This window comes from Streptomyces sp. KL116D (genome assembly GCF_030766975.1).
Classification (GTDB): domain Bacteria; phylum Actinomycetota; class Actinomycetes; order Streptomycetales; family Streptomycetaceae; genus Streptomyces; species Streptomyces longispororuber_A.
This window is the reverse complement of the sequence record NZ_JASERH010000030.1, coordinates 117,581-143,125: the sequence shown is the minus strand read 5'-3', so window position 1 is coordinate 143,125 and position 25,545 is coordinate 117,581. Positions and strand designations below refer to the sequence as shown.

Sequence of the window (25,545 nt, the reverse complement as noted above, 5' to 3'; positions counted from 1 at the left end):
ATGGCACAAGACCGGACCGCGACGGTGCGGGCCCTGCTCGATGCCGTACGCACCGAGGGGCGCACCGCGCTCACCGCGCCCGAGGGCAAGGTGATCGCCGACGCGTACGGGATCGCCGTCCCGGGCGAGGAGCTCGCGCCCGACGCCGACGCGGCCGTGGCAGCGGCGGCCCGCTTCGGCAAGCCCGTGGTACTGAAGATCGTCTCCCCCGACATCCTGCACAAGACGGATGCCGGCGGCGTGATCGTCGGGGTGCAGGGCGACGCCGACGTGCGCGCCGCGTTCGACCGGATCATCGCGAACGCCAAGGCCTACGCGCCCGACGCCCGCATCGAGGGCATACAGGTGCAGGAGCTGCTGCCCACCGGCGCGGACTCCCAGGAAGTGATCGTCGGAGCGGTCACGGATCCGACCTTCGGCAAGGTCGTCGCCTTCGGGCTCGGCGGGGTCCTCGTGGAGGTCCTCAAGGACGTCACCTTCCGGCTCGCGCCGCTCGACGCCGACGAGTCCCTCAGCATGCTCGACTCCATCAAGGCCGCCGAGGTGCTGCGCGGGGTGCGCGGTGCCCGCGGCGTGGACCGGGCGGCGCTCTCCGAGCAGATCCAGCGGGTCTCCCAACTCGTCGCGGACTTCCCGGAGATCGCGGAGATCGACCTCAACCCGGTCATCGCGACGCCCGAGGGCGCCGTCGCCGCCGACATCCGCGTGATCCTCGCCGACGGGGCTCCCAAGCAGCGCCGCACCTACTCCCGCGAGGAGATCCTCACCACCATGAAGCGGCTGATGCAGCCGCGCTCGGTGGCCGTGATCGGCGCCTCCAACGAGCAGGGCAAGATCGGCAATTCGGTCATGCGCAACCTCATCGACGGCGGCTTCTCCGGAGAGATCCACCCGGTGAACCCCAAGGCCGATGACATTCTGGGCCGCAAGGCGTACAAGAGTGTCACGGACGTGCCCGGTGAGGTGGATGTGGCGATCTTCGCGATCCCCGCCAAGTTCGTGGCCTCGGCCCTGGACGAGGTGGGCCGCAAGCGCATCCCCAACGCCGTGCTGATCCCCTCCGGGTTCGCGGAGACCGGTGAACAGGCCCTCCAGGACGAGATCGTGGCGATCGGCGAGCGGCACGGGGTACGGCTGCTCGGGCCGAACATCTACGGCTACTACTCGACGTGGCAGGACCTGTGCGCCACGTTCTGCACGCCGTACGACGTGAAGGGCGGCGTGGCCCTGACCTCGCAGTCCGGCGGCATCGGGATGGCGATCCTGGGCTTCGCGCGGACGACGAAGACGGGCGTCTCGGCGATCGTCGGGCTCGGCAACAAGTCGGACCTGGACGAGGACGACCTGCTCACCTGGTTCGGCGAGGACCCCAACACCCAGTGCATCGCGATGCACCTGGAGGACCTCAAGGACGGGCGGGCCTTCGTGGAGGCCGCGCGCGCGACGGTGCCGAAGAAGCCGGTCGTCGTCCTCAAGGCGGGCCGTACCGCAGCGGGTGCCAAGGCCGCCGGGTCGCACACGGGCGCGCTGGCCGGTGACGACGCCGTGTACGACGACATCCTCAAGCAGGCCGGAGTCATCCGGGCCCCCGGCCTGAACGACATGCTGGAGTACGCGCGGGCACTGCCCGTGCTGCCGACTCCCCAGGGCGACAACGTCGTGATCATCACGGGTGCGGGCGGCTCCGGCGTGCTGCTCTCGGACGCGGTGACGGACAACGGCCTGCAGCTGATGGAGATCCCGGCCGACCTGGACGCCGCCTTCCGGAAGTTCATCCCGCCCTACGGGGCCGCGGGCAACCCCGTCGACATCACGGGCGGCGAGCCCCCGTCGACGTACGAGGCGACGATCCGCCTCGGCCTGGAGGATTCGCGCATCCACTCGCTCGTGCTCGGCTACTGGCACACCATCGTCACGCCTCCCATGGTCTTCGCGGAGGTGACGGCCCGCGTGGTCCAGGAGTTCAGGGAGCGCGGCATCGAGAAGCCCGTGGTCGCTTCGCTGGCCGGGGACGTCGAGGTCGAGGAGGCGTGCCAGTACCTCTTCGAGCGGGGTGTGGTCGCGTACCCGTACACGACCGAGAAGCCCGTCGCCGTGCTGGGCGCGAAGTACAAGTGGGCCCGTGCGGCCGGTCTGTTGGGGGGCGGTCGATGAGGTGACCTCAGGGTGGTCCGGCCGGCGGTGCGCGCCGGCCGGGCCCGGAACCCGTGCGCACACGAAAGCAATTTGGACAGGGGGCGCTGGCCAGATCTTTCGACGCAAGGGGTACGTCAGTCATGACCACCACGGATCTCCCCAGTTCAGTCCCGTACAGGGAACTGACCGACAGGAACGGACGCGTCTATCGCGTCGGTGAATCCGACATCGACATCATGGGCCGCAAGCGGAAGTGGATGGTCATCCTTCCGTGGGTCGGCATGATGGGCATCAGCTCGGCGGAGTATGCGTTCGCGTCCGCCGAGGACGCACTGCACGACGCGCACCACTGGTCCTCGGGAAGCATCTACTGGATGCTGACCACCTGGGTGTTCTTCCAGGCTGCGGTGGCCTTCCCGGCCGGTCGGCTGCGGGAGAGCGGTCGGCTCCCGGCCCGGCAGGCGATGGTCATCGGAGCGTTCGGAACGCTCTGCGGCTATCTCTCCCTGGCCTACGCACCGCATCCCGTACTCGCCTTCATCGGGTTCGGCATGTTCAGCGGCATGGGCGCGGGCATGGTGTACGCCACCTGCGTCAACATGGTCGGCAAGTGGTATCCGGAGCGCAAGGGCGGCAAGACCGGCTTCGTCAACGGCGGTTTCGCCTACGGCTCGGTGCCCTTCGTCTTCCTGTTCACGACCGTGATGGACGTGTCCAACTACGCGGTCATCCTGGTCTCGGTCGGCATCTTCCTGGCCGGCATGGTCGCGGTGGCCGGGTACTTCTTCAAGGACCCGCCGAAGAACTGGTGGCCGGCCGCGGTCGACCCGCTGAACCCGCCGGAGGACCCGCGCGCGCGTCGCGCACTGGAGAAGAACCCGCCGGCCGTGCACCAGTACAGCCCTTTGGAGGCCTGGCGCACCGGCCGGGTGGCGCTGATGTGGTTCTGTCTCGCCTGCACCTCGGGCGTGAACATCTTCGGCATCTCGTTCCAGGTCGACATCGGTGAGCACGCCGGTTTCGCCGGCGGGATCGTGGCCACCGCCATGTCGCTCAAGGCCGTGGTCAACGGCACCGGACGCGGCGTGATCGGCTGGCTGTCCGATCTCTACGGCCGCAAGCAGTGCCTCCTCGCGGTCTGTGTGATCCTCGGCCTCGCACAGTTCGGCATCCTCTGGTCGGCCGAGCAGAAGATCCTCTCGCTGTTCCTGATCTTCTCCGCGATCTCCGGCTTCGGAGGCGGCGCCATCTTCCCGATGTTCGCCGCGATGACCGCTGACTACTTCGGCGAGAACAACAACGCGACCAACTACGGAATGGTCTACAGCTCGAAGCTGGTCTCCGGACTCGGCGCGGGCATGGGTTCCCTGGTCGTCGGCGCCTGGGGCCTCAGTGGTGCGTTCATCCTGGCCGGCTGCATCTCGTTCTTCGCCGGAATCGTCGCTCTCTTCCTGTCCCCTCCGGGCAGGCCGAAATCCGGCGCGATCAAACCCAACCCGCAACCGCTCGGTGAGGAGATGGCCTGATATGACGGCGGAGCCCATCGCCGCAGGAAGCAATGCGCCGGCCACCGGCGCGAAGTACCGAGAGATCACCGACGAGCACGGCCGCGTCTATCGCGTAGGCGAGACGGACCGCGACATCCTCGGCCACTCCCGCAAGTTCATGGTGTACCTGCCGTGGATAGCGATGATGGCCATCAGCGTCTCCGAATACGCGTACGGCTCGGCGGAGGACACCCTGTCCCACGCACACGGCTGGACGCAGTCCAACACCTTCTGGATCCTGAGCATCTGGGTCTTCTTCCAGGCAGGTATCGCGTTCCCCGCGGGCTGGCTACGAGAGAAAGGCATCCTGTCGGCCCGGCGTGCCATGTACATCGGCTCGTTCATGTGTCTCATCGGATTTCTGGCCCTGTCCCATCTGAGCAACGTCTGGCTGGCGATCCTCGGTTTCGGTGTGATCGGCGGCCTGGGCTCCGGCTTCGTCTACTCGACCTGCATCAACATGGTCGGCAAGTGGTTCCCGGAACGTAAGGGCGGCAAGACGGGATTCGTCAACGGCGGCTTCGCCTACGGATCCCTGCCGTTCATCTTCATCTTCAACTACGCCTTCGACACGGGGAACTACCACCGTGTGCTCGACATGATCGGGGCCTACGTCCTGGTCGTGGTGCTGGCGTGCGCGTTCTTCTTCAAGGACCCGCCGAAGAACTGGTGGCCCGCCGAGGTCGACCCGATCGCCAGGGCGGGCGCGGGCAAGGGAGCGGCGAGCCTCGCCAAGAACCCGCCGGCGGTGCGCCAGTTCACGCCCAAGGAGGCGATCAGGACCGGCATGCTGCCCCTGATGTGGCTGAGCCTCGTGCTCACCGCCGGGGTGTCGATCTTCGGCATCTCCTTCCAGGTCGACTTCGCCAAGGAAGTGGGCTTCGGGCCGCTGGTCGCGGCGTCCTCGATGGGCGTCATGGCCGTCATCAACGGCGTGGGGCGCGGTGTCGTCGGCTGGCTGTCCGACATCTGGGGCCGCAAGCTGAGCCTGGTCTTCGTGATCGTGGTGCTGGGCCTCGCCCAGTTCGGCGTGATCTGGGCGGGCAAGATCCACAGCGAGTGGCTGTTCCTCGCCTTCGCGTTCCTGTCGGGATTCGGCGGCGGCGCGTTCTACCCGATGTTCGCGGCGCTGACCCCGGACTACTTCGGCGAGAACTACAACGCCACCAACTACGGCCTGGTGTACAGCGGCAAGCTGGTCAGCGGCCTGTTCGGCGGTGGCCTCGGCTCGATGGTGGTCGCCGCGTGGGGCTACAACGGGGCGTACGCCCTGGCGGGCGGGATCTCGATGCTGGCGGCGGTCGTGGCGCTCCTGCTGCGGCAGCCGGGGCGGGAGGCGGCCGCGGCCACGTAGTGCGGCCGGTGCGTCAGACATGCTGAGAGGGGCCCGGTCGTGGAGACCGGGCCCCTCTCATGTGCGGTTCACGTGCGGTGGGTCAGTGCTTCTGACGGTCAGTGCTTCTGGCGGTCGGTGCTTCCTGCGGTCAGTGCTTCTTGCGCAGGGCCGCCATGTTGTTGTAGCCGATCTTCGCGTACTTCAGGGACTGGCCGAGGTCGGTGTCGCTGGGCGCGTTGTCCTGCTCGACCATCGGGTTGTGGTAGTTCTTCTCGCCGACGCGGCTGAAGAACGTCGTGTAGTCGATGACGCCCTCGCCGAACGGCACCATGTCGTAGCCCATGCCGTTGGTGTCGTTGCGCGTGCCGTCCTTGGCGTGGAACAGCGGGTAGCGCTTGTTGTGCGCGCGGACCAGCGCGGCCGGGTCGAAGACGTTCTCCCGCGTGGAGCCGTCGTGCGCGGTGTACGTGTGGAACTTGTACTGCGCGACGTGCGCCCAGAAGATGTCCATCTCCAGCCACACGGTGCGCGGGTCGGTGCCCTTGAGGAAGTACTCCAGCTTGCGGATGCCGGAGCTGCGGGTGGGCCTGCCCTGCGCGTCCAGCGGACCGCCGTCGAGCAGGAAGCCGTACGCCGCGTCGTGGTTGTGGGTGTAGAGCTTGAGGCCCGCGCGGCGGGCGATCTCGCCGAGTGCGTTCCACTTGTCGGCGGCGACGTCCCAGTCCGCCCTGTACGAGCTGCCGGTGGGGTCGCCGCCGGTGCCCATGTGGTCCATGCCGAGGATGTTGGCGATCTCCAGGTGCTTCTTGAACGTGTCGAGGTCGGCCTGGCTGAGCGGCCACGACGACGGGATGAAGCCGTGGTTGCCCTGGGCGCGCAGCCCGTACGCGTCGAGCCAGGAGCGCAGCAGCTTGGCGCCCTGGACCGATTCGAGGTTGGCGCCGCCGGGGGCGTTCGCGTGCTGGCCGTAGCCGGCGAACTCGACCTGCTTGTACCCATAGCGGGCCAGCTCCTTGAACACCTCGCGGAAGCCGGAGGGCAGGTCGGTGGAGAGCGGGTCGCGGCCGGTCGCGTCGCGCACGGTGTACAGGATGATGCCGCGCTTGTCGGCGGGGACGAGGTCGTGGCCCCGGCCGTGGCCGTGGCCGCCGCCGCTCTCGACCTGCGACTGGGCGAAGGACGGGGCCGCGCCGAACACGGGCGCGGCGATCGCCCCGGCGGCGACGGCCGAGCAGGTGCTGAGGAAACGGCGGCGGTCGATGCCCAGACGGTGTCTGAGGGCCTCGTCGGCGGCGGGGGTGTCGTGGAAGTCGGTCACGGGTGCGTTTCCCTTCGGTGTGGCGGGTGCCGAGGTGCCGGTGCGGTGGCCGAACCCGCTGATCAGAGCGGTGCGGGCCGCATTGTCAGTGGCGCGTGCTTCACTCTCTGTAACTGCTTCTCAGGGGGTCCGGCCGAGGCCGGCCAGTCCGAGGAGCAGCGATTTCACGTCGGTCGCGGCGACGCGACCGGGGAACGCATGGGGGGTGGAGCTGATGATGAGCGGACCGTCGTCCTGGCTCATGGGCAGGCGGCCGTGGCTGCCGCGAATAGGTGAGGGGTCGAGGGGCACGACCGCCATGCGGTAGCGCATGCCGAGCTTCTTGCGGGCGAGCGCGGCCCCGGCCTTGACCTTGACGTAGGGGTCCTGCGGGTCCATGAAGAGCTCGACCGGGTCGTAGCCGGGTTTGCGGTGGATCTCGACGAGCTGAGCGAAGTCGGGCGCGCGGGCGTCGTCGAGCCAGTAGTAGTACGTGAACCAGGCGTCGGGTTCCGCGACGGCGACGAGCTCGCCGGAGCGCGGGTGGTCGAGGTGGTGGGCCTTCTTGCCCTCGTCGTCGAGGAGTTGCTCCAGGCCGGGCAGTCCGTCGAGGGCTGCGCGGGTGGCGTCGAGGTCCTCGGGGCGGCGCACGTAGACGTGGGCGATCTGGTGGTCGGCGACGGCGAAGGCCCGGGAGGACATCGGGTCGAGGTACTCCATGCCGTCCTGGGTGTGCACCTCCAGGAGCCCGGCCCGGCGCAGCGCGCGGTTGATGTCGACGGGCCGGTCGGCGCGGGTGATGCCGTACTCGGACAGGGCGACGACGGTGCGGCCCTCGGTGCGGGCGTCGTCGAGGAGCGGGGCGAGGGCCCGGTCGAGTTCGGTGGCGGCCCGGTGGGAGCGGGGGTCGTCGGGGCCGAAGCGTTGCAGGTCGTAGTCGAGGTGCGGGAGGTAGCACAGGGTCAGGTCGGGGTGCCGGGTCGCCATGACGTGGCGGGTGGCGTCGATGATCCACTGGCTGGACACCAGGTCGGCGCCCGGGCCCCAGAAGTGGAAGAGGGGGAACGTGCCGAGTTTCTCGGTGAGTTCGTCGTGCAGCGCCGGGGGCCGGGTGTAGCAGTCGGGTTCCTTGCGGCCGTCGGCGTAGTAGACGGGACGGGGGGTGATGGTGATGTCGGTGTCGGCGCCCATGGCGTACCACCAGCAGATGTTGGCGACCGTGTAGCCGGGGTGGGCGCGGCGGGCGGCGTCCCAGAGCTTGTCGCCGGCGACGAGCCCGTTGTGCTGGCGCCACAGGAGGACGTCGCCGAGTTCGCGGAAGTACCAGCCGTTGCCGACGATGCCGTGCTCGGACGGCATGGTGCCGGTCAGGAACGTGGACTGGGCGGCGCAGGTGACGGCGGGCAGCACCGTCTCCAGGGGTGCGCGGGAGCCGGACTGTCCGAGGGACTTGAGGTGCGGCATGTGGTCCAGGAGGCGCGGGGTGAGGCCGACGACGTCCAGGACGAGGAGCGGAGTGGGGCGGGTGTCCGTCATGGCAGCTCCTTGAGTCCGAGGTCCGTCAACAGGTCGCGGGCGAGGGTGAGTTCGGCGGCGATGCCGTCGGCGAGCTGGGTGCGGGCGCGGGGCCGCAGCTCGGGCGGGAGGGCCTGCCAGGTGTACGTCTCGACCTCCAGGTGCCGGGTGAGCGGGTGCGGTCCGCCGACGAGGCGGGTCAGCGTGTCCATGAGGACGGGGAGCGTGGAGGTGAGGGGGGCCGCGGGGGCGGCGTGCAGGGGGACGTGGAAGTGGGCGCGCCAGGGCGTGCCGTCCGGCAGGCCCGCGCCGTTCAGGGCGGGTCCCAGGTCGTCGGTGCCGTGCAGGCCGTCGGCGGTCACGGTGCGGGTCTGGTGCAGGAAGCGGGGTTCGTCGAAGGCGGCGAGTGCCTCGCGCACGGAGGGGAGGCGGGGGTGTTCGGCGTGCAGGGCGGCGGAGAGCTGCGACTTGACGACGGGGATGCGGGCGGCGGCCAGACCGTCGAGCGCGGTGGCGGGGTCCTCGAAGGAGGTGGCGAGGTGGCAGGTGTCGAGGCAGAGGCCGATGCGGTCGGGGCGGGCGACGGCGGTGAGCTGGGCGATGGCGTCGGCGGTCGTCTCGACGGTGCAGCCGGGTTCGGGCTCCAGGCCGACGCGGACGGAGTTGCCGGTCAGTTCCTCCAGCGCGTCGAGGCGCTCGGCGAGGGTGACCAGGGCGGCGCGGGCGGCGTCGGCGCGCTGCTCGTCGTAGGCGGTGCGCCAGGCCAGCGGGAGCGTGGAGACGGTGCCCTCGGTGACATCGGCGGGCAGCAGCGCGGCGAGCAGCCGGGCCAGGTCGGTGGTGTGGGCGAGGCGCTCCGGGTCGGCCCAGTCCGGCTGGTACACGCGGTACTTGACCTCTTCGGCGCCGAAGCCCTCGTACGGGAAGCCGTTGAGGGTGACGACCTCCAGGCCGCGCCGGTCGAGTTCGGTGCGCAGGCCGCGCAGGGCCGCGGGGTCGGTGATCAGGGAGCGGGCGGCGTCCTTGGCGAGCCACAGGCCGATGCCGAGGCGGTCGCGGCCGAGGCGTTTGCGGACGGGTTCGCAGTGGTCGCGGAGTTGGGCGAGGACGCCGTCGAGGGTCTCCGCGGGGTGCACGTTCGTGCAGTACGCGAGGTGGACGGTCGAGCCGTCGGGGTGCCGGAAGCGCATGGGTCACGCTCCCCCGCGCAGGATGGAGTTGCCTTCGTGGGTGGCGGACTCCGGTGCGGGGACGTCGAGTTGGAGGCGGCCGCTGAGTCCGTAGAAGGCGACCGGGTTGCGCCACAGGACGCGGTCGACGTCGTCCTCGGTGAAGCCGCCGGCGAGCATCGCGTCGGCGACCAGGCGGGTCTTGAGCGGGTCGCTCCTGCCCCAGTCGGCGGCGGAGTTGACCAGGACCTTCTCGGGGCCGTAGGCGCGCAGGATCTCGACCATCCGGTCCTCGTCCATCTTGGTGTCCGGATAGACGGAGAAGCCGAGCCAGCTCCCGGCGTCCTTGGCCTCCTTGACGGTGGTCTCGTTGAGGTGGTCGATCAGCACCCGGTCCACGGGCAGCGCGGACTCGCGGACCACGTCGAGGGTGCGGCGCAGCCCGGCGAGCTTGTCGCGGTGCGGGGTGTGCACGAGGGCGGGCAGTTCGTGGTCGGCGGCCAGTTGGAGCTGGGCGGCGAGCGCGGTGTCCTCGGCGGGGGTCATGGAGTCGTAGCCGATCTCGCCGACGGCGACGACGTTGTCCTTGACGAGGTAGCGGGGCAGCGCGTCGATCACCGGCGTGCAGCGCGGATCGTTGGCCTCTTTGGGGTTGAGGGCGATCGTGCAGTGGTGGGCGATGCCGTACTGGGCGGCGCGGAAGGGCTCCCAGCCCAGGAGGGCGTCGAAGTAGTCGAAGAAGGAGGCGGGCGAGGTGCGGGGCTGGCCCAGCCAGAAGGCGGGTTCGACGAGGGCGCGCACTCCGGCCGCGTACATGGCCTGGTAGTCGTCGGTGGTGCGCGACGTCATGTGGATGTGCGGGTCGAAGATGCGCATCAGGACTCCTTCACCGTGGGGGGCGCGGGGGCGGTCAGGGCCAGGACGCGCTGCAGGTCGTCGGGGACGGGCCGGCCGGCGGCGGTGCGTTCCTGCGCGAAGTCGCCGAGCATGCGGGCGAGTTCGGTGTTGCCGTGGGCGCGTCGCCACAGTTCGGCGACGGCGTCGACGGGGACGCCTGTGAACAGGCACTTCAGGACGGAGTGCCGCCAGGCGTGGGCGGGCAGGTGCTCGGCCGCGTACGGGCCGACGGCGGCGGCGACCAGCCGGGTGTCGTTGGTGCGCAGCGCGTCCTCGACGAGCGGGAGCCCTTCGGGTCCTGGGACGAGGTGGGGCAGGGCGTGCAGGACGGCGCGGCGTTCGGCCGCGGTGCCCTCGGCGTACAGGCGGGCGAGGGTCGCGGTGTCGGCGCGGGCGGCGTGCAGGAGGACGACGCGGGCGGCGTCGGCGTGCTCCTGGCCGGTGCGGCGGCCGGCTTCGGCGAACCGCAGCTCCCAGACGGGCGGGTTCTTCTCGTCGCCGCGCCCGGTGGCGGCGGCCGCCTCGGCGAGGGCCTGGTCGAGCCAGGCGCGGGCGGCTCCGGAGAGGACCGAGTCGAGGTGGGCGCGGACGGCGGTGAGACTGGTGGGCTGGTTCATGCGCTGCCTCCTCGTGCTGCTGCTCGTGCCGCCTCGCGGAGGAACGGGAGGGAGGCGGCGGCCAGTTGGGGTCCGGCGTGGGAGTGGCGGGGCAGCTCGACGACGGTCAGGCCCTGGTAGCCGGTGGCGGCGAGCGCGTCCAGGACGGGCGGGAAGTCGATCTCGCCGTCGCCGAACGGCAGGTGCTCGTGGACTCCGCGGCGCATGTCCTCGATCTGGACGTGCCGCAGCCAGGGCGCCGCCGCGCGCACGCAGTCGGCGGGCGGGTCGGGTTCCAGGCACTGGCAGTGGCCGATGTCGAGGGTGAGGCCGAGCGCGTCGGGGCTGCCGAGGGTGCGGCGCAGCCGGTGGAAGTCGGCGAGCGTGGCGAGGAGGTGGCCGGGCTCGGGCTCGATGGCCAGCGGGACTCCGGCGCCGGCCGCCACGTCCAGGACGGGGCCCAGTGCGTCGGCGAGGCGCTTCCAGGCGGTGTCCTCGTCGGTGCCGTCGGGGGTGATGCCGCTGAAGCAGTGCACCGCGTGGGCGTTCAGGTCGGCGGCGACCTGGACGGCGCGGATCAGCAGCCGGGTGCGGGCGGCGCGGGCGTCCGGGTCGGGGTCGAGGAGGGAGGGGCCGTGTTTGCGGCGCGGGTCGAGGACGTAGCGGGCGCCGGTCTCGACGGTGGCGGTGAGGCCGCGCCGGTCCAGGGTGCGGGCGACCTGCCGGGTGCGGGCCGCGAGGTCCGGGGCCAGCGGGTCGAGGTGCATGTGGTCGAGGGTGAGGCCGACGCCGTCGTAGCCGAGGTCGGCGAGGAGGGCGAGGGCGTCGTCGAGGCGGAGGTCGGTGAGGCCGTTGGTGCCGTAGCCCCAGCGCGGGGTGGCGCGCGGCGGGTCCGCGGTCATGTGACGCTCACCTTCTTCGCGAAGCGGCGGGCCAGCGGGGCGAGGGCGGCGGTGATCAGCGCGGTGCCCGGGGCGCCGGACTTCGCGGCGAGGGCGGCCTGGAGCGGGATCATCGCCCGGATCCCGGCGCCGACGGCCCGTTGGGTCAGGGGCGGGGACGGGTTGAGCGTGGCGTGCAGGAGGGGGCGGGCCGTGGTGACGGCGTACGCCGTGGGACCCGGCAGGCCGAGGGGGGCTGCGGCGCCTCGGCCTGCCGGGGGTTTGAGGAGGGCCGTGGTCAGGGCGGCCGTGGTGAGCAGCGCGGCGGCGGCCGCGCCCGCGCCGCCTCCGGTGGTCTCGTTGCGGGAGACCGTGGTGACCGCCGTCGTGTGCGCGGCGAGGGTGAGGGCGTGGGGTGCGGCCGCGCGCAGCGGCCTCGGTCCGTGGAAGCGGGTGCCTTCGCCTGCGGCGGGGGCTGTGCGCGACCGGTCCGCCGTGCGGGCCGTCCGCCCACCGCGGGCCTGGCCGGCCGTCGCTCCCATGAGCAGGTCGAGGCCCCGTGCCGCGCCCATCGCCACGGGACCGGCCACCGTGTGCTTGAGCCGCAGGTCGTACGCCCAGACCGTGGCGGCGAGCGCCGTGCCGATGAGGCCCGTCGTGCGGTTCGCCCGGAAGGCGAGGGCCACGCCCGCCGCGGTGGTCGCGCCGGCCGCCGCCAGGGCCGCGGCCGGGCGGACGCGGCCGGACGGGATGGGGCGGTGGGGGCGGTCGACGGCGTCCTCGGCGCGGTCCGCCCAGTCGTTGAGCGCCATGCCCGCCTCGTACAGGCACAGCGAGGAGCCGATGGCGAGGAAGGTGCCGCGGCCGGGGCGGGCGCCCACGGCGGCGGCGCCCGCGAGGGCGTCGCCGGGCACGGTGAACAGGGCGGGCAGGCGCAGGAGTTCGGCCCACGCCCGCAGCTGTCCTGCGCTCATGCGTCACCGCGCAGCAGGGCCGCGAAGTCCACCAGGGTCGCGAACTGGTCGCCGAGCGCCGAGGACGCGCCGCTGTCCGGGTCCTTGAAGTAGAAGCCCAGCTCCGGGCGGGGGCCGGTCAGTCCGACGGCGTGGGCGCGCAGCAGGAGGCGGGCCAGGTCGAGGACGAGGGGGGCGGCGAGCGCCGAGTCGCAGCCCTGCCAGGTGGTCTGGAGGACCATGCGGGCGCCGAGGAAGCCGTCGAACGCGATGTGGTCCCAGGCCGTCTTCCAGTCGCCGAGCGCGGGCACGTCGTCGATGTGGACCTCGCCCTGGGGGGCGGCGCCGAGGGTGTCGGCGAGGACGCGTTCCTTGCCCGCGTTCTTGGCGGCGGCCGCGGCCGGGTCGGCGAGGGCGGCGCCGTCGCCGCCGCCGAGGAGGTTGGTGCCGGACCAGGCGCGAACGGCGAGGGCGCGCTGCAGGAACATCGGGCCGAGGACGGAGCGCAGCAGGGTCTGGCCGGTCTTGCCGTCGCGGCCCGCGTGCGGGACGCCGGCGGTCGCGGCGGGTTCCGCGAGGGCGGGGTGGTGCAGGCCCGTGGAGGGGGTGAAGTTGACGTAGGGGCAGTCGGCGCGCAGGGCGGCGGCCGCGTAGAGCGAGCTGGGCGGGAGGGTGCCGTCGGCGGGGGCGGGCTCGGTGGAGGCGACGTTGACGACGACGGCGCCGGCGAGGTCGTGGGCGCGGACGAAGGCGCGGATGTCGGCGGCGAACCGGTCGATCAGTTCGTCCTGGGTGCGTCCGTCGTCGCGGCCGGGCAGCGGGCCGCCGGGCTTGATCTCCCGGTCGGCGGCGGCCAGTTCGGCGTGCACGGCCGAGGGCAGGCCGTGCGGCAGCACGCCGCCCGCGGCAAGGTGTTCGGCGCGCTTGGGCAGCGGGCAGTCGACGGTGTCGTGGCCGCCGAAGACGAACGACGACAACGTTGGCAGACCGGATGCGGCGAAGGGGGCGGTCTCGGTGACCATGCCGGTCGGCGGGTGGAGTCCGGCGGCGACGGCGGCGCAGCCGGCGACGGCCGTCGTGGCGACGGAGCCGCGTGCGCCGATCAGCCAGACGCCGAAGCGGGGGGCCGGGGAGGGGGCGGGGAGGGACGGTTCGGCGGACATGGGCAGCCTCCTTGTCGTACGCGAACCGGGAGTGAGCAGCGCCGGTGGGGGGCGTGCGGGGTCCCGGGCCCGGGGGCCCGGGAGACGGCGGGCGGAGGTCCGGCGTCCTCCGCCCGCCGCCGTTCTAGTCGCCCGTGGTGGGCAGTTCCTTCAGCTGGACGTCGCGGAAGGAGACCTGGTCGGCGTCGCCGTGGTTCTGGAGGCCGATGTAGCCGTCCTTGAGGCTCCGCTCGGGGTCCGTGTTGGTGAAGTCGTTGATCTTGACTCCGTTGAGGAACACCTGGAGGCGTTCGCCCTGGACCTTGATCTCGTAGGAGTTCCACTGGCCGGGCGGCCGCAGGACCTGGTCACGGGCCTTGATGTTGGCCGACTTGAAGGAGTAGACCGAGCCGGTGGTGCGGTCCGATGCGTCCGTCGCGTCGATCTGGATCTCGTAGCCCTTGTTCACCGCGGACCAGGGGTCGTCGGAGACCGGGAAGCCCACGAAGATCCCGGAGTTGTCGTCGCCCTGCATCTTCCAGTCGAGCTTCAGGGAGTACGACTTGAGCTCCTTGGCCTGGTACCAGAGCAGGCCCATGCCGCCCTCGGACTCCAGCGTGCCGTCCTTGACGTTGAACTTGCCGGGACCGGCCTGCTTCCAGCCCTCCAGGGTCTTGCCGTTGAAGATCGGCCGGTAGTCCTTGCCGGGCTTGCAGTCGGCCTTGACCTGGCCGGTGGCGTACTGCAGGCCGCCGAGCAGGTGGGTGCGGAAGGCCTGGTCCGCGTAGGACTCCTTGGTGTGGCCGCCCCCGGTGTAGAAGGACCGGCCGCCGCCGTAGCTCTGGCACCAGGCGATCGGGTGGTCGCCCTTCATGGTGCCGCCCTGGTACGTGGTCTCGTCGAGGGTGGCGAGGACCTTGGCCTGCTCACGGGGGTTGGTGCGGTAGTTGTACCACTCGTCGGTGCGCTCCCAGGCGTCGTCCAGGTGCGCGGTGGCCGGGTGGTCGTGGTCCTCGACGCGCACGGTGGCCTTCTGGATGGCCGGGTGCGAGTCGAAGTAGGCGCCGACGAGTCCGCCGTAGAACTTCCAGTCGTACTCGGTGTCGGCGGCGGCGTGGATGCCCATGTAGCCGCCGCCGTTCGCGACGTAGTTCTCGAACGCCTTCTGCTGGGCGTCGTTGAGGACGTCACCGGTGGTCGACAGGAAGGCGACCGCGTCGTACTTGGCGAGGTTCGTCGTGGTGAACTGGCCCGCCTCCTCGGTGGCGTCGACCGTGATGCCGGCCGGGGCGCCGAGCTCCTTCAGTGCGGCGATGCCCTCGGGGATCGAGTCGTGCCGGAACCCGGCGGTCTTGGAGAACACCAGGACCTTCTTGCCGCCCGTGAACGGCTGGGTGGAGAACTCGAAGTCGTCGACGTCGAACAGTGCGCCGTCGCCGCCCTTGAAGACCAGGTAGAGGTCGGTCGTGCGGTTCGGGAGGGCCCGCAGCGGCACGTCGACGTTCTGGAAGGTCTCCCAGCTGCCGGTCGGCGGGATGTAGGCGGAGCCGTGCAGCGGTCCGGTGGGCGAGCCGGTGCGGACCTCGACGTAGCCGCCCGCGCCGCCGGAGGAGGCGCGTACGGTCACCTTCTTCTGTCCGGCGAGCCGGTAGGGCGTGAAGGAGATCCAGTCGCCGTCGTTGATGTCGCCGACGGTCTTGCCGCCGTTGGCACCGGTCTTGTCGTACGTCTGGATGCCCGACTGGGTGGAGAAGTGCTCGGCCTGGCGGTGCAGCGGCTGGACGACGGCGCGTGCGGTGCCGGTCAGGGCCTCCTGGCCGTTGGCCCCGCCATCGGTGTAGCTGGCGCCGACGACGCCGTAGATGTTGGCGTTGGGGTCGTGGCCGCCGTCACCGGCGGGCGGCTTCAGGGTGCCTTCGCAGCCCATCTCGCTGGTCAGCTCGTGGGCGTGGGAGTCGTGGCCCAGGCTGTAGGCGACCTTGACCTTGGAGCAGTCGACCGTCTCCTCGGGGTCGGTGACGGTCACCTTGAAGGGGACGGGCTGACCGAAGGCGGCCAGCGCGCCGTTGCCCGGGAGCTCGATCTTCACGGTGGGCTCGGTGTTGCCGACCACGATGCGGGTGCTGGCGTTGCCGGTGTTGCCCTCGGGGTCCTTGGCGGTGAAGGTCGCGGTGTAGGTGCCGACCTTCTTGTACTGGTGGGTGGGGGTCAGGCCCTCGCCCTTGGTGCCGTCGCCGAAGTCCCAGCTGTAGGTGAGGTCCGGGGAGTCGGCGTCCTTGGCGGAGCCGGTGAAGGTGACCTTCATGCCGGCCGCGCCCGAGGTCTTGTTCGCCTTGACCTCGGCGATCGGCGAGAAGCCGTCCTCGGCGTTCTCGATGCGGTAGAGCGCGGAGTTCTCGTCGCCCTGGAACCAGGAGACGCCGTAGTCGAGGACGTAGAGGGCGCCGTCGGGGCCGAACTCCATGTCCATGATCTGGGTGCCGGTCCACGGGAAGTCGTTGATCTTCGCGACCGTGCCGTCCGCGTTCTGCTCGATCCGCTTGATCCAGCGGCGGCCGAACTCGCCGGCGAAGAAGTCGCCGTCGTACTCCTCGGGGAACTTCACCTTGGAGTCGAGGTTCGGGTCGTAGTGGTAGACCGGGCCGCCCATCGGGGACTCGGAGCCGGTGCCGAACTCGGGCACGGAACCGTCGTCGTAGGGGATCCAGGCGGCCTGCGCGGGCGGCAGGTCGACCAGGCCCGTGTTGTGCGGCGAGGTGTTCTTGGGCGCGGCGCAGTCGAACTTCTCGCCGGACTCCTTGGTGGCGAAGTCGTAGTCGACGTAGGCGTCGTTGTTGCCCGTGCAGAACGGCCAGCCGAAGTTGGCGGCCTTGGTCACCTTGGCGAACTCGACCTGGCCCGCCGGACCGCGCTTCGGGTCGGCGGCGCCGGCGTCGGGGCCGTAGTCACCGACGTAGACGGTGCCGGTCTTGTCGTCGACGCTCATCCGGAACGGGTTGCGGAAGCCCATCGCGTAGATCTCGGGGCGGGTCTTCTCGGTGCCCGGGGCGAAGAGGTTGCCGTCGGGGACGGTGTACGAGCCGTCCGCGGCGACCTTGATGCGGAGGATCTTGCCGCGCAGGTCGTTGGTGTTGCCGGCCGAGCGGCGGGCGTCGAACGCCGGGTTGCGGTCGGCCCGCTCGTCGATCGGGGTGAACCCGTCGGAGGCGAAGGGATTGCTGTCGTCGCCGGTCGACAGGTACAGGTTGCCCTGCGCGTCGAAGTCGATGTCGCCGCCGACGTGGCAGCAGATGCCGCGGGACGCCGCGACGTCGATGACCTTCTTCTCGCTGGCCATGTCCAGCGTGCCGTTGCCGTTGAGGACGAAGCGGGAGAGGCGGTTGACGCCGTCGAACTTCTTGAAGTCCTCGGCGGAGCCGTTCTCCGGCGCGTCACCGGCCGGGGTGTCGAGCGGCGGGGCGTAGTACAGGTAGATCGCCCGGTTGTTCTTGAAGTCCGGGTCGATGCCGACGCCCTGGAGGCCTTCCTCGTCGTGGTTGTAGACGGGGATCTTGCCGGCGACCTTGGTGACGCCGCCCTGGTCGGTGAGGCGCAGTGTGCCGTCGCGTGCGGTGTGCAGGACGCTGCGGTCCGGCAGGACGGCGAGCGACATCGGCTCGCCCATCTCGGGCTCGCCCTTGGCGAGCGGCACCTGCTGGAACTGCCCTTCGGCGGCGGCCTTGGGGGCGCTGTCCGCGGGCTCGTCCGCGCCGGCCACGGCCGTCGGGGTGCCCACGGCGAGCAGTGCGCCGGTGAACAGGGCGAGAGCGGTGCGGACTCTCGGACGTCTGGCGGCTCGGGTGCTTCTGAGTCTGGTTCTGTGCACGAAGTCCCTCCGGGAACGGGGTGGGCCGTACGGAACGGGTGCGAAGACGTGCGGTGCGGGCGCCGGGGTGCGCCGTCACCCCGGAGACGTGTGTGTCCTGAACACTTCAGGGACGTTAGCCGCGTTTGTCCGGAGCGAACACCCCTTGCGTCACTACTAGTTGAGCTTTTTCCCATCGCAGGACAAAGCAGCGTCCGGGCAGGCCGGACCGGGAGCCGGCACCCTCGTCCGGCTCCCTGCCCCCGGCCTCACGCCGGACGGTTCAGCTGTTGAACGCGGCGTCGAACGACGCGGTCGGCGGCTCGAAGTCGAACGCCTTGAGGCTCTTCAGCGCCTCGGGGGCGCCCTGCAGGCGGTCCATGCCCGCGTCCTCCCACTCCACCGAGACCGGTCCCGTGTACTCGATCGAGCGGAGCATGCGGAAGACGTCCTCCCAGGGCACGTCGCCGTGACCGGCCGAGACGAAGTCCCAGCCGCGCCGCGGATCGCCCCACGGGAGGTGGGAGCCGAGGCGGCCGTTGCGGCCGTCGAGGCGGCGCCTGGCCTCCTTGCAGTCGACGTGGTAGATGCGGTCCCTGAAGTCCCACAGGAAGCCCACGGGGTCCAGGTCCTGCCACACGAAGTGCGACGGGTCGAAGTTCAGGCCGAAGGCCGGGCGGTGGTCGACGGCCGCCAGGGCCTTGTGCGTCGTCCAGTAGTCGTACGCGATCTCGCTCGGGTGGACCTCGTGCGCGAAGCGGACGCCCTCGGCGTCGAAGACGTCGAGGATCGGGTTCCAGCGCGTCGCGAAGTCCTCGTAGCCGCGCTCGATCATGGACTCCGGGGCGGGCGGGAACATCGCGACCAGGTGCCAGATCGACGATCCGGTGAACCCGATGACGGTGTCGACGCCGAAGGCGGCGGCCGCGCGGGCGGTGTCGGCGATCTCGGCGGCGGCCCGCTGCCGCACCCCTTCGGCCTCGCCGTCGCCCCAGATCCGGGCCGGCAGGATCGCCTCGTGGCGCTCGTCGATGATGGCGTCGCAGACGGCCTGGCCGACCAGGTGGTTCGAGATCGCCCAGCACTTGAGGCCGTACTTGTCGAGCAGCTCGTGGCGGCCCTTCACGTACGAGGGGTCCGCGAGGGCCTTGTCGACCTCGAAGTGGTCGCCCCAGCAGGCGAGTTCCAGCCCGTCGTAGCCGAAGTCACGGGCGTGGCGGCAGACCTCCTCCAGGGGCAGGTCCGCCCATTGACCGGTGAAGAGAGTGAAGTTGCGGGGCACGGTGGAGACCTCCTCAGGCCGGGACGGGGCTCGGGACGGGGGTGAAGACGGAGTTCTTCGCCGCGCTCTCCTCGACCGCCGCGAGGACGCGCTGCACCTGGAGGCCGTCGGCGAACGACGGGGCGGGCGTGGTGTGTTCGGCGATGGCGTGGACCAGGTCGCGGGCCTGGTGCACGAAGGTGTGCTCGTAGCCGAGGCCGTGGCCCGGCGGCCACCACGCCTCCAGGTAAGGGTGGCCGGGCTCGGTGACGAGGATGCGGCGGAAGCCCGCGCTGTCGCCGGGTTCGGTCTGGTCGTGGAAGAAGAGCTCGTTGAGCCGCTCCAGGTCGAACGCCAACGAGCCGCGCTCACCGTTGAGTTCGACCTTGAGTGCGTTCTTGCGGCCGGTCGCGAACCGGGTCGCCTCGAAGGAGGCCAGCGCTCCGGAGGCGAAGCGCGCGGTGAACAGGGCCGCGTCGTCGACGGTGACCTGACCGAAGCCCGTCTCGCCCCCGCCGGCCGCCGAGAGGCCGGACGAGGCGCCGTCGAGCAGCGGACGTTCCCGCACGAAGGTCTCGGTGAGCGCCGAGACGCCCGCGATCGGCTCGCCCACCAGGAACTGGGCGAGGTCGACGGCGTGCGCGCCCAGGTCGCCGAGCGCGCCCGAGCCCGCGTACGGCTTCTGCAGCCGCCAGGTCAGCGGGAACGACGGGTCGACGAGCCAGTCCTGGAGATAGCTGACCCGCACGTGCCGCAGTGTGCCGATCCGCCCCTCGTCGACCATCCGGCGGGCCAGTGCCATCGCGGGCACCCGCCGGTAGTTGAACCCGGTCATCGCCAACTGGCCTCGTTCAGCGGCCAGTTGCGCGGCCACCGTCATGGCCTCCGCCTCCTCGACGGAGTTGGCGAGGGGCTTCTCGCACAGCACGTGCTTGCCGGCCTCCAGGGCGGCGACGGCGATCTCGGCGTGGCTGTCGCCCGGGGTGCAGATGTCGACGAGGTCGACGTCGTCACGGGCGATCAGCGCGCGCCAGTCCGTCTCCGCGGCCGCCCAGCCGAGCTTGTCGGCCGCGGCGCGCACGGCCTGCCCGTCGCGGCCGCAGACCGCGGCGAGCCGGGGGGTCAGCGGCAGGTCGAAGACCCGGCCCGCGGTGCGCCAGCCCTGGGAGTGGGCCGCGCCCATGAAGGCGTAGCCGACCATGCCCACCCCCAGGACGGGCTTGGCCTCCGGATCGTTTCCTTCGCCCGGTTCCCGAGCCGTCGTGCCGGTGCTGCTGCCTGCCATGCGGAAGTCCTCCTCGTCCACGCCGTGTTCGCCTCGTGCGCCGTGCCGACGGCGTGCATCACTTGAAGCCGGTCGGCATGTACTGGTCGACGTTGTCCTTGTCGACGACGGCCGAGTACAGCGTCACGTGCGCGGGGATCTCGAACTCGGCCATGCCGCTGATCCCCTTGCCCTGGCCGAGGGCGCGGGCCAGGTCGATGGCGGAGGCGGCCATGGTCGGCGGGTAGAGGACCGTGGCCTTCAGGACGCTGTTGCCCGCCTCGATGGCCTGCATGGCGGAGAGCGCGCCCGCGCCGCCGACCATCAGGAAGTCGTCGCGGCCGGCCTGCTTGATGGCGCGCAGGGCGCCGACGCCCTGGTCGTCGTCGTGGTTCCACAGCGCGTCGAAGCTCTTCTGCGCCTGGAGGAGCTGCGACATCTTCGCCTGGCCCGACTCGACGGTGAAGTCGGCGGCCTGCCGGGCCACCTTCTTGATGTTGGGGAAGTTCTTGAGCGCGTCGTCGAAGCCCTTGGTGCGCTGCTGGGTGAGTTCGAGGTTGTCGATGCCGGCGAGCTCGATGACCTTCGCGTTCTTCTTGTCCTTGAGCTTCTCGCCGATGTAGTTGCCGGCGGACAGGCCCATGCCGTAGTTGTCGCCGCCGATCCAGCAGCGGTACGCCTGCGGGGTGTTGAAGATCCGGTCGAGGTTCACGACGGGGATGCCGGCCCGCATCGCCTTCAGGCCGACCTGGGTCAGGGCCTTGCCGTCGGCGGGCAGGATGACGAGGACGTCGACCTTCTTGTTGATGAGGGTCTCGACCTGGCCGATCTGCGCGGCCGTGTCGTTCGACCCCTCGGTCGCCTCCAGGGTGACGTCGGCGTACTTCTTCGCCCGTTCCTTGGCGTTGTCGTTGATGGCGTTGAGCCAGCCGTGGTCGGCCTGCGGACCGGCGAAGCCGATGGTGACCTGCTTGCCCTTCTTGTCGTCCGCGACCGGCTGGTCGGCGGCCTTGCTGCTGTCGTTGCCCTTGTCGCTGGGCTCGTTGCTGGTGCAGGCCGTGAGCAGGCCGCCCGTGGTGACGGCGGCGGCCGCGCCGAACAGGAGGCTTCTGCGGCTCGACACGCTTGTCGACTCTGGCATGGCGTCGTCCCTTCCCGAACTTACGAGGTGGTGTTGGCCGTACGTCGCTGGACCAGGACCGCCGCGACGATGATCGCGCCCTTGGCGATCTGCTGTGTCGCGGTCTCCAGGTTGTTCAGCGCGAAGATGTTCTGGATCGTGATGAAGATCAGGACGCCGAGCACGGAGCCGACGACGGTGCCGCGACCTCCGGTCAGGAGGGTGCCGCCGATGATCGCGGCGGCGATGGCGTCGAGCTCGTACAGGTTGCCGTTGGTGTTCTGGCCGGAGCCGGAGAGCACGATCAGCAGGAAGGCCGCGATGCCGCAGCACAGGCCGGAGAGCAGGTACAGGTACAGCCGCTGGCGGCGCACGTCGATGCCGGCGAGCCGGGCCGCCTCCGCGTTGCCGCCGACGGCGACCGAGCGGCGGCCGAACGTGGTGCGGTTCAGGACGAGCCAGCCGAGCACCGTGACCGCGGCGAAGACGAGGACGAGCGGCGGGATGCCGAGCAGGTACGAGTCCCGTTCGCCGAGCTTGAGGACGCTGTCGACGGTGACCATCTGTGTGTTGCCGTCGGTGATCTGGAGGGCGAGGCCGCGGCCCGACGCGAGCATCGCGAGGGTGGCGATGAAGGGGACCACGCCGCCGTAGGCGATGAGGAGGCCGTTCACCAGGCCGCACGCGAGGCCGACGAGGATCGCGGTGAACAGGATGCCCGCGAAGCCGTACTCCTGGGTGGCGACCGTGGTCGCCCAGACGCTGGCCAGCGCGACGATGGCCCCTACGGAGAGGTCGATGCCGCCGGAGATGATCACGAAGGTCATGCCGACGGTGACGACACCGATGACGCTCGCCTGGGTGAGGACGAGTTGGAGGTTGTCCGTGTCCAGGAAGGAGTCGGGCTGGGTGATGCCGCCGATGACGACCAGGACGGCGAGGACGCCGAGCAGCGAGAGCGTGCGGACGTCGACGCGGAGGGTGCGGAGTGCGCTGGGGCGCTGGGCCGGCGCGCTCTTGGGCTCCGCCGGGCGGGCGGGTGAGGCGGGCTGCGTCATGGCGCCGGGGTCCCTTCTGGGCGATGGGTTCTGTGGGCTGTGTGCGACGGGGGCGGGGCCACTCGCCGTGGCGGGTGCGGGGCCACTCGCCGTGGCGGGTGCGGGGCCACTCGCCGTGGCGGGTGCGGGGCCACTCGCCGTGGCGGGTGCTGTCGAGCGCGGGTGCGGGTGCGTCGTGGCTGGTCGCGCAGTTCCCCGCGCCCCTGAAGGGCGCACTCCGTGCGCCCCCATGGGGCTGCGGCGAAGCCGCATGCATCAGGGGCGCGGGGAACTGCGCGAGCGGCCCCCACCGGCCGGTGGTCCCAAACGATGCTCGACGTGGCTCGATCGGAGGGGATCACGTCGGGGCGCCTTCCATCACCAGGTCCAGGACCCGGTGCTCGTCCAACTCCCCGGCAGGGGCTTCGTGCACGACGACGCCCTCCCGCAGGACCAGGACCCGGTCGGCCAGACCGAGCACCTCCGGGACCTCGCTGGAGACCAGGAGAACGGCGAGGCCCTCGTCGGCGAGGCGGCGGATGACCGCGTAGAGCTCGGCCCGCGCGCCGACGTCGACGCCACGGGTCGGCTCGTCCAGGAGCAGCACCTTGCAGCCGCGCAGCAGCCAGCGCGCGAGGACCGCCTTCTGCTGGTTGCCGCCGGAGAGGGTGCGCACGGGCGCGGACGGGTTGTCAGGGCGCAGCGAGAGATCGCGGGTTGCCTGCCGCGCCGCCTCCCGTTCGGCCGACCGGTTCAGCCAACCCCCGTACGAGAAGCGGGACATGGAGGAGACGGAGACGTTGCGGGTGACCGACTCCAGCATCAGGAGGGCCTGCGCCTTGCGCTCCTCGGGGGCCAGGCCGAGGCCCGCGCGGACCGCGGAGCGGACGCTGCCCGGACGCAACGCCTGCCCCTCCACTGCTACTTGGCCGGTCGTCGGCTTGCGGGCGCCGTAGATCGTCTCCAGGATCTCGGAGCGGCCCGAGCCGACCAGACCGGCGAGGCCGACGATCTCGCCGGGGCGCACCTCCAGGTCCAGTGGCTCGAACTCGCCCTCGCGGGACAGGTTCTGGACGCGCAGGACGGGTTCCGCCGACGGCCTGCCGGACGGGCGTTCCGGGAAGACGTACTCGACGTTGCGGCCGGTCATCAGCGCGACGACGTCACGCGTCGGGGTGTCCTTCGCCGGGAGGCCGCCGGCCACCGCCCGGCCGTCCTTGAGGACGGTGACGCGGTCGCCGATGCGGCGGATCTCCTCCAGGCGGTGGGAGATGTAGACGACGGCGACGCCGTCGGCGGTGAGGTTCGCGACGATCCGGAAGAGGTTGTCGACCTCGTCGGGGTCGAGCGCGGCGGACGGCTCGTCCATGACGATCAGGCGTACGTCGTGGGAGAGGGCGCGAGCCATCGAGACGATCTGCTGTCCGGCCGCGGAGAGCTCGCCGACCAGCGTGGCCGGGTCGATCTCGCCGTGCCCGAGCCGCTCCAGGAGCGCGGCGGTCGCCGTCTTCGCGTCCCTGCCCCGTACGACGAAGCCCGCCGTGGTCGGCTCGTGGCCGAGGAAGACGTTCTCGGCCACCGACAGGTGCTCCACCAGGTCGAGTTCCTGGTAGATGGTGGCGATGCCGAGGCGCATCGCGGCGATCGGCGAGCGCAGGGTGACCCGCTGTCCGCGCCAGGTGATGGTGCCGTCGTCGGGCTGGTGGGCGCCCGCGAGGACCTTGATGAGGGTGGACTTGCCCGCACCGTTCTGGCCGAGCAGACAGTGCACCTCGCCCGCCAGGACGTCGAGGTCCACGCCGTCGAGGGCGCGCACGCCGGGGAACGCCTTGGTGATGCCGGACATGGTGAGCAGCGGTGGTTCCGCCGCCGATGGCAGCGACGAGTCCGAAGGTGGTGAAGAGTCCGATGGTGCCGAAGATGCCATGGCGGGTCCCCTAGCAACGGGTGCGGGCCGGGTTCAGGGCAGTTCAGAGCAGATGCAGAGCAGTTTCGGAGCAGGGTGAAGCGGATCAGGACGGAGCAGGGGCAGGTCAGGACGGAGGCGGATCAGGGCAGGGCAGGGCTGAGCGCTGTGCGTGGTGCCTGGTGTGCGGGACGCGCGGGACGCGCGGGCGTGCTACGCGGGTGAGAACAAGTGGTCGCTGATCAGGCGGGCGCCACCGATGACTCCGGCGGTGGGGCCCAACTCGCCCAGGACGATGGGGAGGTTGCCGGTCGCGAGGGGCAGCGACTGGCGGTAGACCTGGGTGCGCAGGGCGGCCAGGAGCGTGTGGCCGAGGCCGGTGACACCGCCGCCGATGACGACGAGGCCGGGGTTGAAGAAGCTGACGAGGGACGCGATGACCTGGCCCGTGCGGTTGCCGCCGTCGCGGATCAGGTCGAGGGACGTGCCGTCACCGGTGGCCGCGGCCACGGCGACGTCGGCGGCGCTGAGCTTGCCGGCCGCCTCCAGCCGGGTGGCGAGTTCCGGTGAGCGTCCGTCGCGGGCGGCCTCCTCGGCGTCGCGGGCGAGTGCCGCGCCGCTGAAGTAGGCCTCCAGGCAGCCCCGGTTGCCGCAGGCGCACTGCCGGCCGTCCGGTTCGACCTGGATGTGGCCGATGTCGCCCGCGGAGCCGGTCGTGCCGCGGTAGACCTCGCCGCCGACGACGATGCCGCAGCCGATGCCGGTGCCGATCTTGACGCAGAGGAAGTCGCGCGCCTGGCGTGCGACGCCGGCGTGCTGCTCCCCCATCGCCATCAGGTTCACGTCGTTGTCGACCATGACCGGGCAGCCGAGGTCCTGGCTGAGCGCCTCGCGGACCGGGAAGCCGTCCCAGCCGGGCATGATCGGCGGGGCGACCGGTACGCCTTCGGGGAAGCGGACGGGGCCGGGGACGCCGATCCCCGCTCCGTCGAACCCTTCGGCGAGGCCGGAAGCCTTCAACTTGGCGGCCATGGCGAGGACTTGCTCAAAGACCGCGACCGGGCCCTCGCGCACGTCCATGGGCTGGGTGATGTGCCCGAGCACTTCGAGTTCCGCGTTGGTGACGGCGACGTCGACCGAGGTCGCGCCGATGTCGACGCCGAGGAACCGGAGTTCGGGCGCGAGCCGGATGTTGTGGGAGCGGCGGCCGCCGCGCGAGGCGGCGAGTCCGTCGGCGACCACGAGTCCGGTCTCCAGCAGGCGGTCCACCTCGACCGCCAGCTTGGACCGCGACAGATCGATCTGGTCTCCCAGCTGGGCGCGGGAGTTGGGCCCTCCGTCGCGCAGCAGTCGCAGCAAGCGCGCCTGGTGCGCGTTCGCGGGTCGAGCCGTCATGCGTCTCACGTGCCCCTCCCCGCCTCATCGGGCCCCGTCGGTCACCTGCGGTCGTTCCGGCGCCGTCACTATTGCGCCGTCTTGCTTTCGATGGGGAACGTAGCAGCGCCTGCCGGGACTGGGAAGAAGTTGCGCAGGAATTACCCATGACTTTCTCCAGTCACAGGACAAAGACGCTCCCCCGGCCGTCCCCCGGCGCCCCCGGGCCGTCACGCCGTAGGCTGTCGGCGGTCACAACGCGCCATGTCA

The 25,545-nt window shown here is 71.1% G+C and carries 18 protein-coding genes; 3 read left to right on the top strand and 15 right to left on the bottom strand.

All coding sequences use genetic code 11. The annotated features are described in order from the left end of the window. The 3 genes from RBJ77_RS10925 (at nucleotide 1) to RBJ77_RS10915 (ending at nucleotide 5,037) form a co-directional block, all read left to right on the top strand. A complete protein-coding gene (locus RBJ77_RS10925; protein ID WP_372344808.1) occupies nucleotides 1-2,154 on the top strand; it encodes an acetate--CoA ligase family protein in 2,154 nt (717 codons plus the stop codon). A 122-nt stretch (nucleotides 2,155-2,276) separates the two neighbouring features. Further along, entirely contained in the window at nucleotides 2,277-3,662 is a 1,386-nt protein-coding gene (locus RBJ77_RS10920) for an OFA family MFS transporter (protein WP_372344807.1), read from the top strand. Between the two features lies 1 nt (nucleotide 3,663). Continuing rightward, on the top strand, nucleotides 3,664-5,037 hold the full coding sequence (locus tag RBJ77_RS10915; RefSeq protein ID WP_372344806.1) for an OFA family MFS transporter: 1,374 nt from the start codon (nucleotides 3,664-3,666) through the stop codon (nucleotides 5,035-5,037). Nucleotides 5,038-5,167: 130 nt separating this feature from the next. On the opposite strand, the gene RBJ77_RS10910 is transcribed toward RBJ77_RS10915, so the two are convergent. The 15 genes from RBJ77_RS10910 to RBJ77_RS10840 all read right to left on the bottom strand — a co-directional run bounded on the left by RBJ77_RS10910 (nucleotide 5,168) and on the right by RBJ77_RS10840 (nucleotide 25,296). Continuing rightward, nucleotides 5,168-6,337, bottom strand: a complete 1,170-nt coding sequence (locus RBJ77_RS10910; protein ID WP_372344805.1) for a sugar phosphate isomerase/epimerase family protein — start codon at nucleotides 6,335-6,337, stop codon at nucleotides 5,168-5,170. 120 nt (nucleotides 6,338-6,457) lie between these two features. Next, entirely contained in the window at nucleotides 6,458-7,852 is a 1,395-nt protein-coding gene (locus RBJ77_RS10905; protein WP_372344804.1) for an alkaline phosphatase family protein, read from the bottom strand. Next, nucleotides 7,849-9,021: a metabolite traffic protein EboE gene (gene eboE, locus RBJ77_RS10900; protein WP_372344803.1), complete on the bottom strand. Its 1,173-nt coding sequence runs from the start codon at nucleotides 9,019-9,021 to the stop codon at nucleotides 7,849-7,851. Before eboE ends, RBJ77_RS10905 begins: the two co-directional genes overlap by 4 nt. Nucleotides 9,022-9,024: 3 nt before the next feature. Further along, complete coding sequence (locus RBJ77_RS10895) at nucleotides 9,025-9,876, bottom strand: TatD family hydrolase (protein ID WP_372344802.1); 852 nt, start codon at nucleotides 9,874-9,876, stop codon at nucleotides 9,025-9,027. Then, the gene (locus RBJ77_RS10890) at nucleotides 9,876-10,514 is read right to left on the bottom strand and encodes an EboA domain-containing protein (protein ID WP_372344801.1); all 639 of its coding nucleotides are present in this window, start codon (nucleotides 10,512-10,514) and stop codon (nucleotides 9,876-9,878) included. Before RBJ77_RS10890 ends, RBJ77_RS10895 begins: the two co-directional genes overlap by 1 nt. Beyond that, nucleotides 10,511-11,395, bottom strand: coding sequence for a sugar phosphate isomerase/epimerase family protein (locus RBJ77_RS10885; RefSeq protein WP_372344800.1), 885 nt, complete (start codon nucleotides 11,393-11,395; stop codon nucleotides 10,511-10,513). Before RBJ77_RS10885 ends, RBJ77_RS10890 begins: the two co-directional genes overlap by 4 nt. Continuing rightward, nucleotides 11,392-12,348, bottom strand: a complete 957-nt coding sequence (locus RBJ77_RS10880) for an SCO3242 family prenyltransferase (protein WP_372344799.1) — start codon at nucleotides 12,346-12,348, stop codon at nucleotides 11,392-11,394. Before RBJ77_RS10880 ends, RBJ77_RS10885 begins: the two co-directional genes overlap by 4 nt. Continuing rightward, nucleotides 12,345-13,490 (bottom strand): inositol-3-phosphate synthase, encoded by a 1,146-nt coding sequence (locus tag RBJ77_RS10875; RefSeq protein WP_372344798.1) that lies wholly within the window; start codon nucleotides 13,488-13,490, stop codon nucleotides 12,345-12,347. Before RBJ77_RS10875 ends, RBJ77_RS10880 begins: the two co-directional genes overlap by 4 nt. Before the next feature lie 124 nt (nucleotides 13,491-13,614). Continuing rightward, the gene (locus tag RBJ77_RS10870; protein ID WP_372344797.1) at nucleotides 13,615-17,334 is read right to left on the bottom strand and encodes a ThuA domain-containing protein; all 3,720 of its coding nucleotides are present in this window, start codon (nucleotides 17,332-17,334) and stop codon (nucleotides 13,615-13,617) included. Nucleotides 17,335-17,596: 262 nt separating this feature from the next. After that, on the bottom strand, nucleotides 17,597-18,595 hold the full coding sequence (locus tag RBJ77_RS10865) for a sugar phosphate isomerase/epimerase family protein (protein WP_372344796.1): 999 nt from the start codon (nucleotides 18,593-18,595) through the stop codon (nucleotides 17,597-17,599). A 13-nt stretch (nucleotides 18,596-18,608) separates the two neighbouring features. Further along, entirely contained in the window at nucleotides 18,609-19,859 is a 1,251-nt protein-coding gene (locus RBJ77_RS10860) for a Gfo/Idh/MocA family protein (RefSeq protein WP_372344795.1), read from the bottom strand. Nucleotides 19,860-19,917: 58 nt separating this feature from the next. Next, nucleotides 19,918-20,979 carry a substrate-binding domain-containing protein gene (locus RBJ77_RS10855; RefSeq protein WP_255972436.1) on the bottom strand — a complete coding sequence of 354 codons (1,062 nt, stop codon included), beginning with the start codon at nucleotides 20,977-20,979 and terminating at the stop codon, nucleotides 19,918-19,920. Between the two features lie 20 nt (nucleotides 20,980-20,999). Beyond that, nucleotides 21,000-22,016: an ABC transporter permease gene (locus RBJ77_RS10850; protein WP_255972438.1), complete on the bottom strand. Its 1,017-nt coding sequence runs from the start codon at nucleotides 22,014-22,016 to the stop codon at nucleotides 21,000-21,002. 337 nt (nucleotides 22,017-22,353) lie between these two features. After that, complete coding sequence (locus RBJ77_RS10845) at nucleotides 22,354-23,841, bottom strand: sugar ABC transporter ATP-binding protein (RefSeq protein ID WP_372344794.1); 1,488 nt, start codon at nucleotides 23,839-23,841, stop codon at nucleotides 22,354-22,356. Between the two features lie 273 nt (nucleotides 23,842-24,114). Next, nucleotides 24,115-25,296: an ROK family protein gene (locus RBJ77_RS10840; RefSeq protein ID WP_372344933.1), complete on the bottom strand. Its 1,182-nt coding sequence runs from the start codon at nucleotides 25,294-25,296 to the stop codon at nucleotides 24,115-24,117. Nucleotides 25,297-25,545: the final 249 nt, after the last annotated feature.

Excerpts from the sequence above, each read along its gene's own strand:
- RBJ77_RS10925 (WP_372344808.1), top strand. The coding sequence starts at position 1 with ATGGCACAAGACCGGACCGCGACGGTGCGGGCCCTGCTCGATGCCGTA.
- RBJ77_RS10920 (WP_372344807.1), top strand. The coding sequence starts at position 2,277 with ATGACCACCACGGATCTCCCCAGTTCAGTCCCGTACAGGGAACTGACC.
- RBJ77_RS10915 (WP_372344806.1), top strand. The coding sequence starts at position 3,664 with ATGACGGCGGAGCCCATCGCCGCAGGAAGCAATGCGCCGGCCACCGGC.
- RBJ77_RS10905 (WP_372344804.1), bottom strand. The coding sequence starts at position 7,852 with ATGACGGACACCCGCCCCACTCCGCTCCTCGTCCTGGACGTCGTCGGC.
- eboE (WP_372344803.1), bottom strand. The coding sequence starts at position 9,021 with ATGCGCTTCCGGCACCCCGACGGCTCGACCGTCCACCTCGCGTACTGC.
- RBJ77_RS10895 (WP_372344802.1), bottom strand. The coding sequence starts at position 9,876 with ATGCGCATCTTCGACCCGCACATCCACATGACGTCGCGCACCACCGAC.
- RBJ77_RS10890 (WP_372344801.1), bottom strand. The coding sequence starts at position 10,514 with ATGAACCAGCCCACCAGTCTCACCGCCGTCCGCGCCCACCTCGACTCG.
- RBJ77_RS10885 (WP_372344800.1), bottom strand. The coding sequence starts at position 11,395 with ATGACCGCGGACCCGCCGCGCGCCACCCCGCGCTGGGGCTACGGCACC.
- RBJ77_RS10880 (WP_372344799.1), bottom strand. The coding sequence starts at position 12,348 with ATGAGCGCAGGACAGCTGCGGGCGTGGGCCGAACTCCTGCGCCTGCCC.
- RBJ77_RS10875 (WP_372344798.1), bottom strand. The coding sequence starts at position 13,490 with ATGTCCGCCGAACCGTCCCTCCCCGCCCCCTCCCCGGCCCCCCGCTTC.
- RBJ77_RS10860 (WP_372344795.1), bottom strand. The coding sequence starts at position 19,859 with ATGGCAGGCAGCAGCACCGGCACGACGGCTCGGGAACCGGGCGAAGGA.
- RBJ77_RS10855 (WP_255972436.1), bottom strand. The coding sequence starts at position 20,979 with ATGCCAGAGTCGACAAGCGTGTCGAGCCGCAGAAGCCTCCTGTTCGGC.
- RBJ77_RS10850 (WP_255972438.1), bottom strand. The coding sequence starts at position 22,016 with ATGACGCAGCCCGCCTCACCCGCCCGCCCGGCGGAGCCCAAGAGCGCG.
- RBJ77_RS10845 (WP_372344794.1), bottom strand. The coding sequence starts at position 23,841 with ATGTCCGGCATCACCAAGGCGTTCCCCGGCGTGCGCGCCCTCGACGGC.
- RBJ77_RS10840 (WP_372344933.1), bottom strand. The coding sequence starts at position 25,296 with ATGACGGCTCGACCCGCGAACGCGCACCAGGCGCGCTTGCTGCGACTG.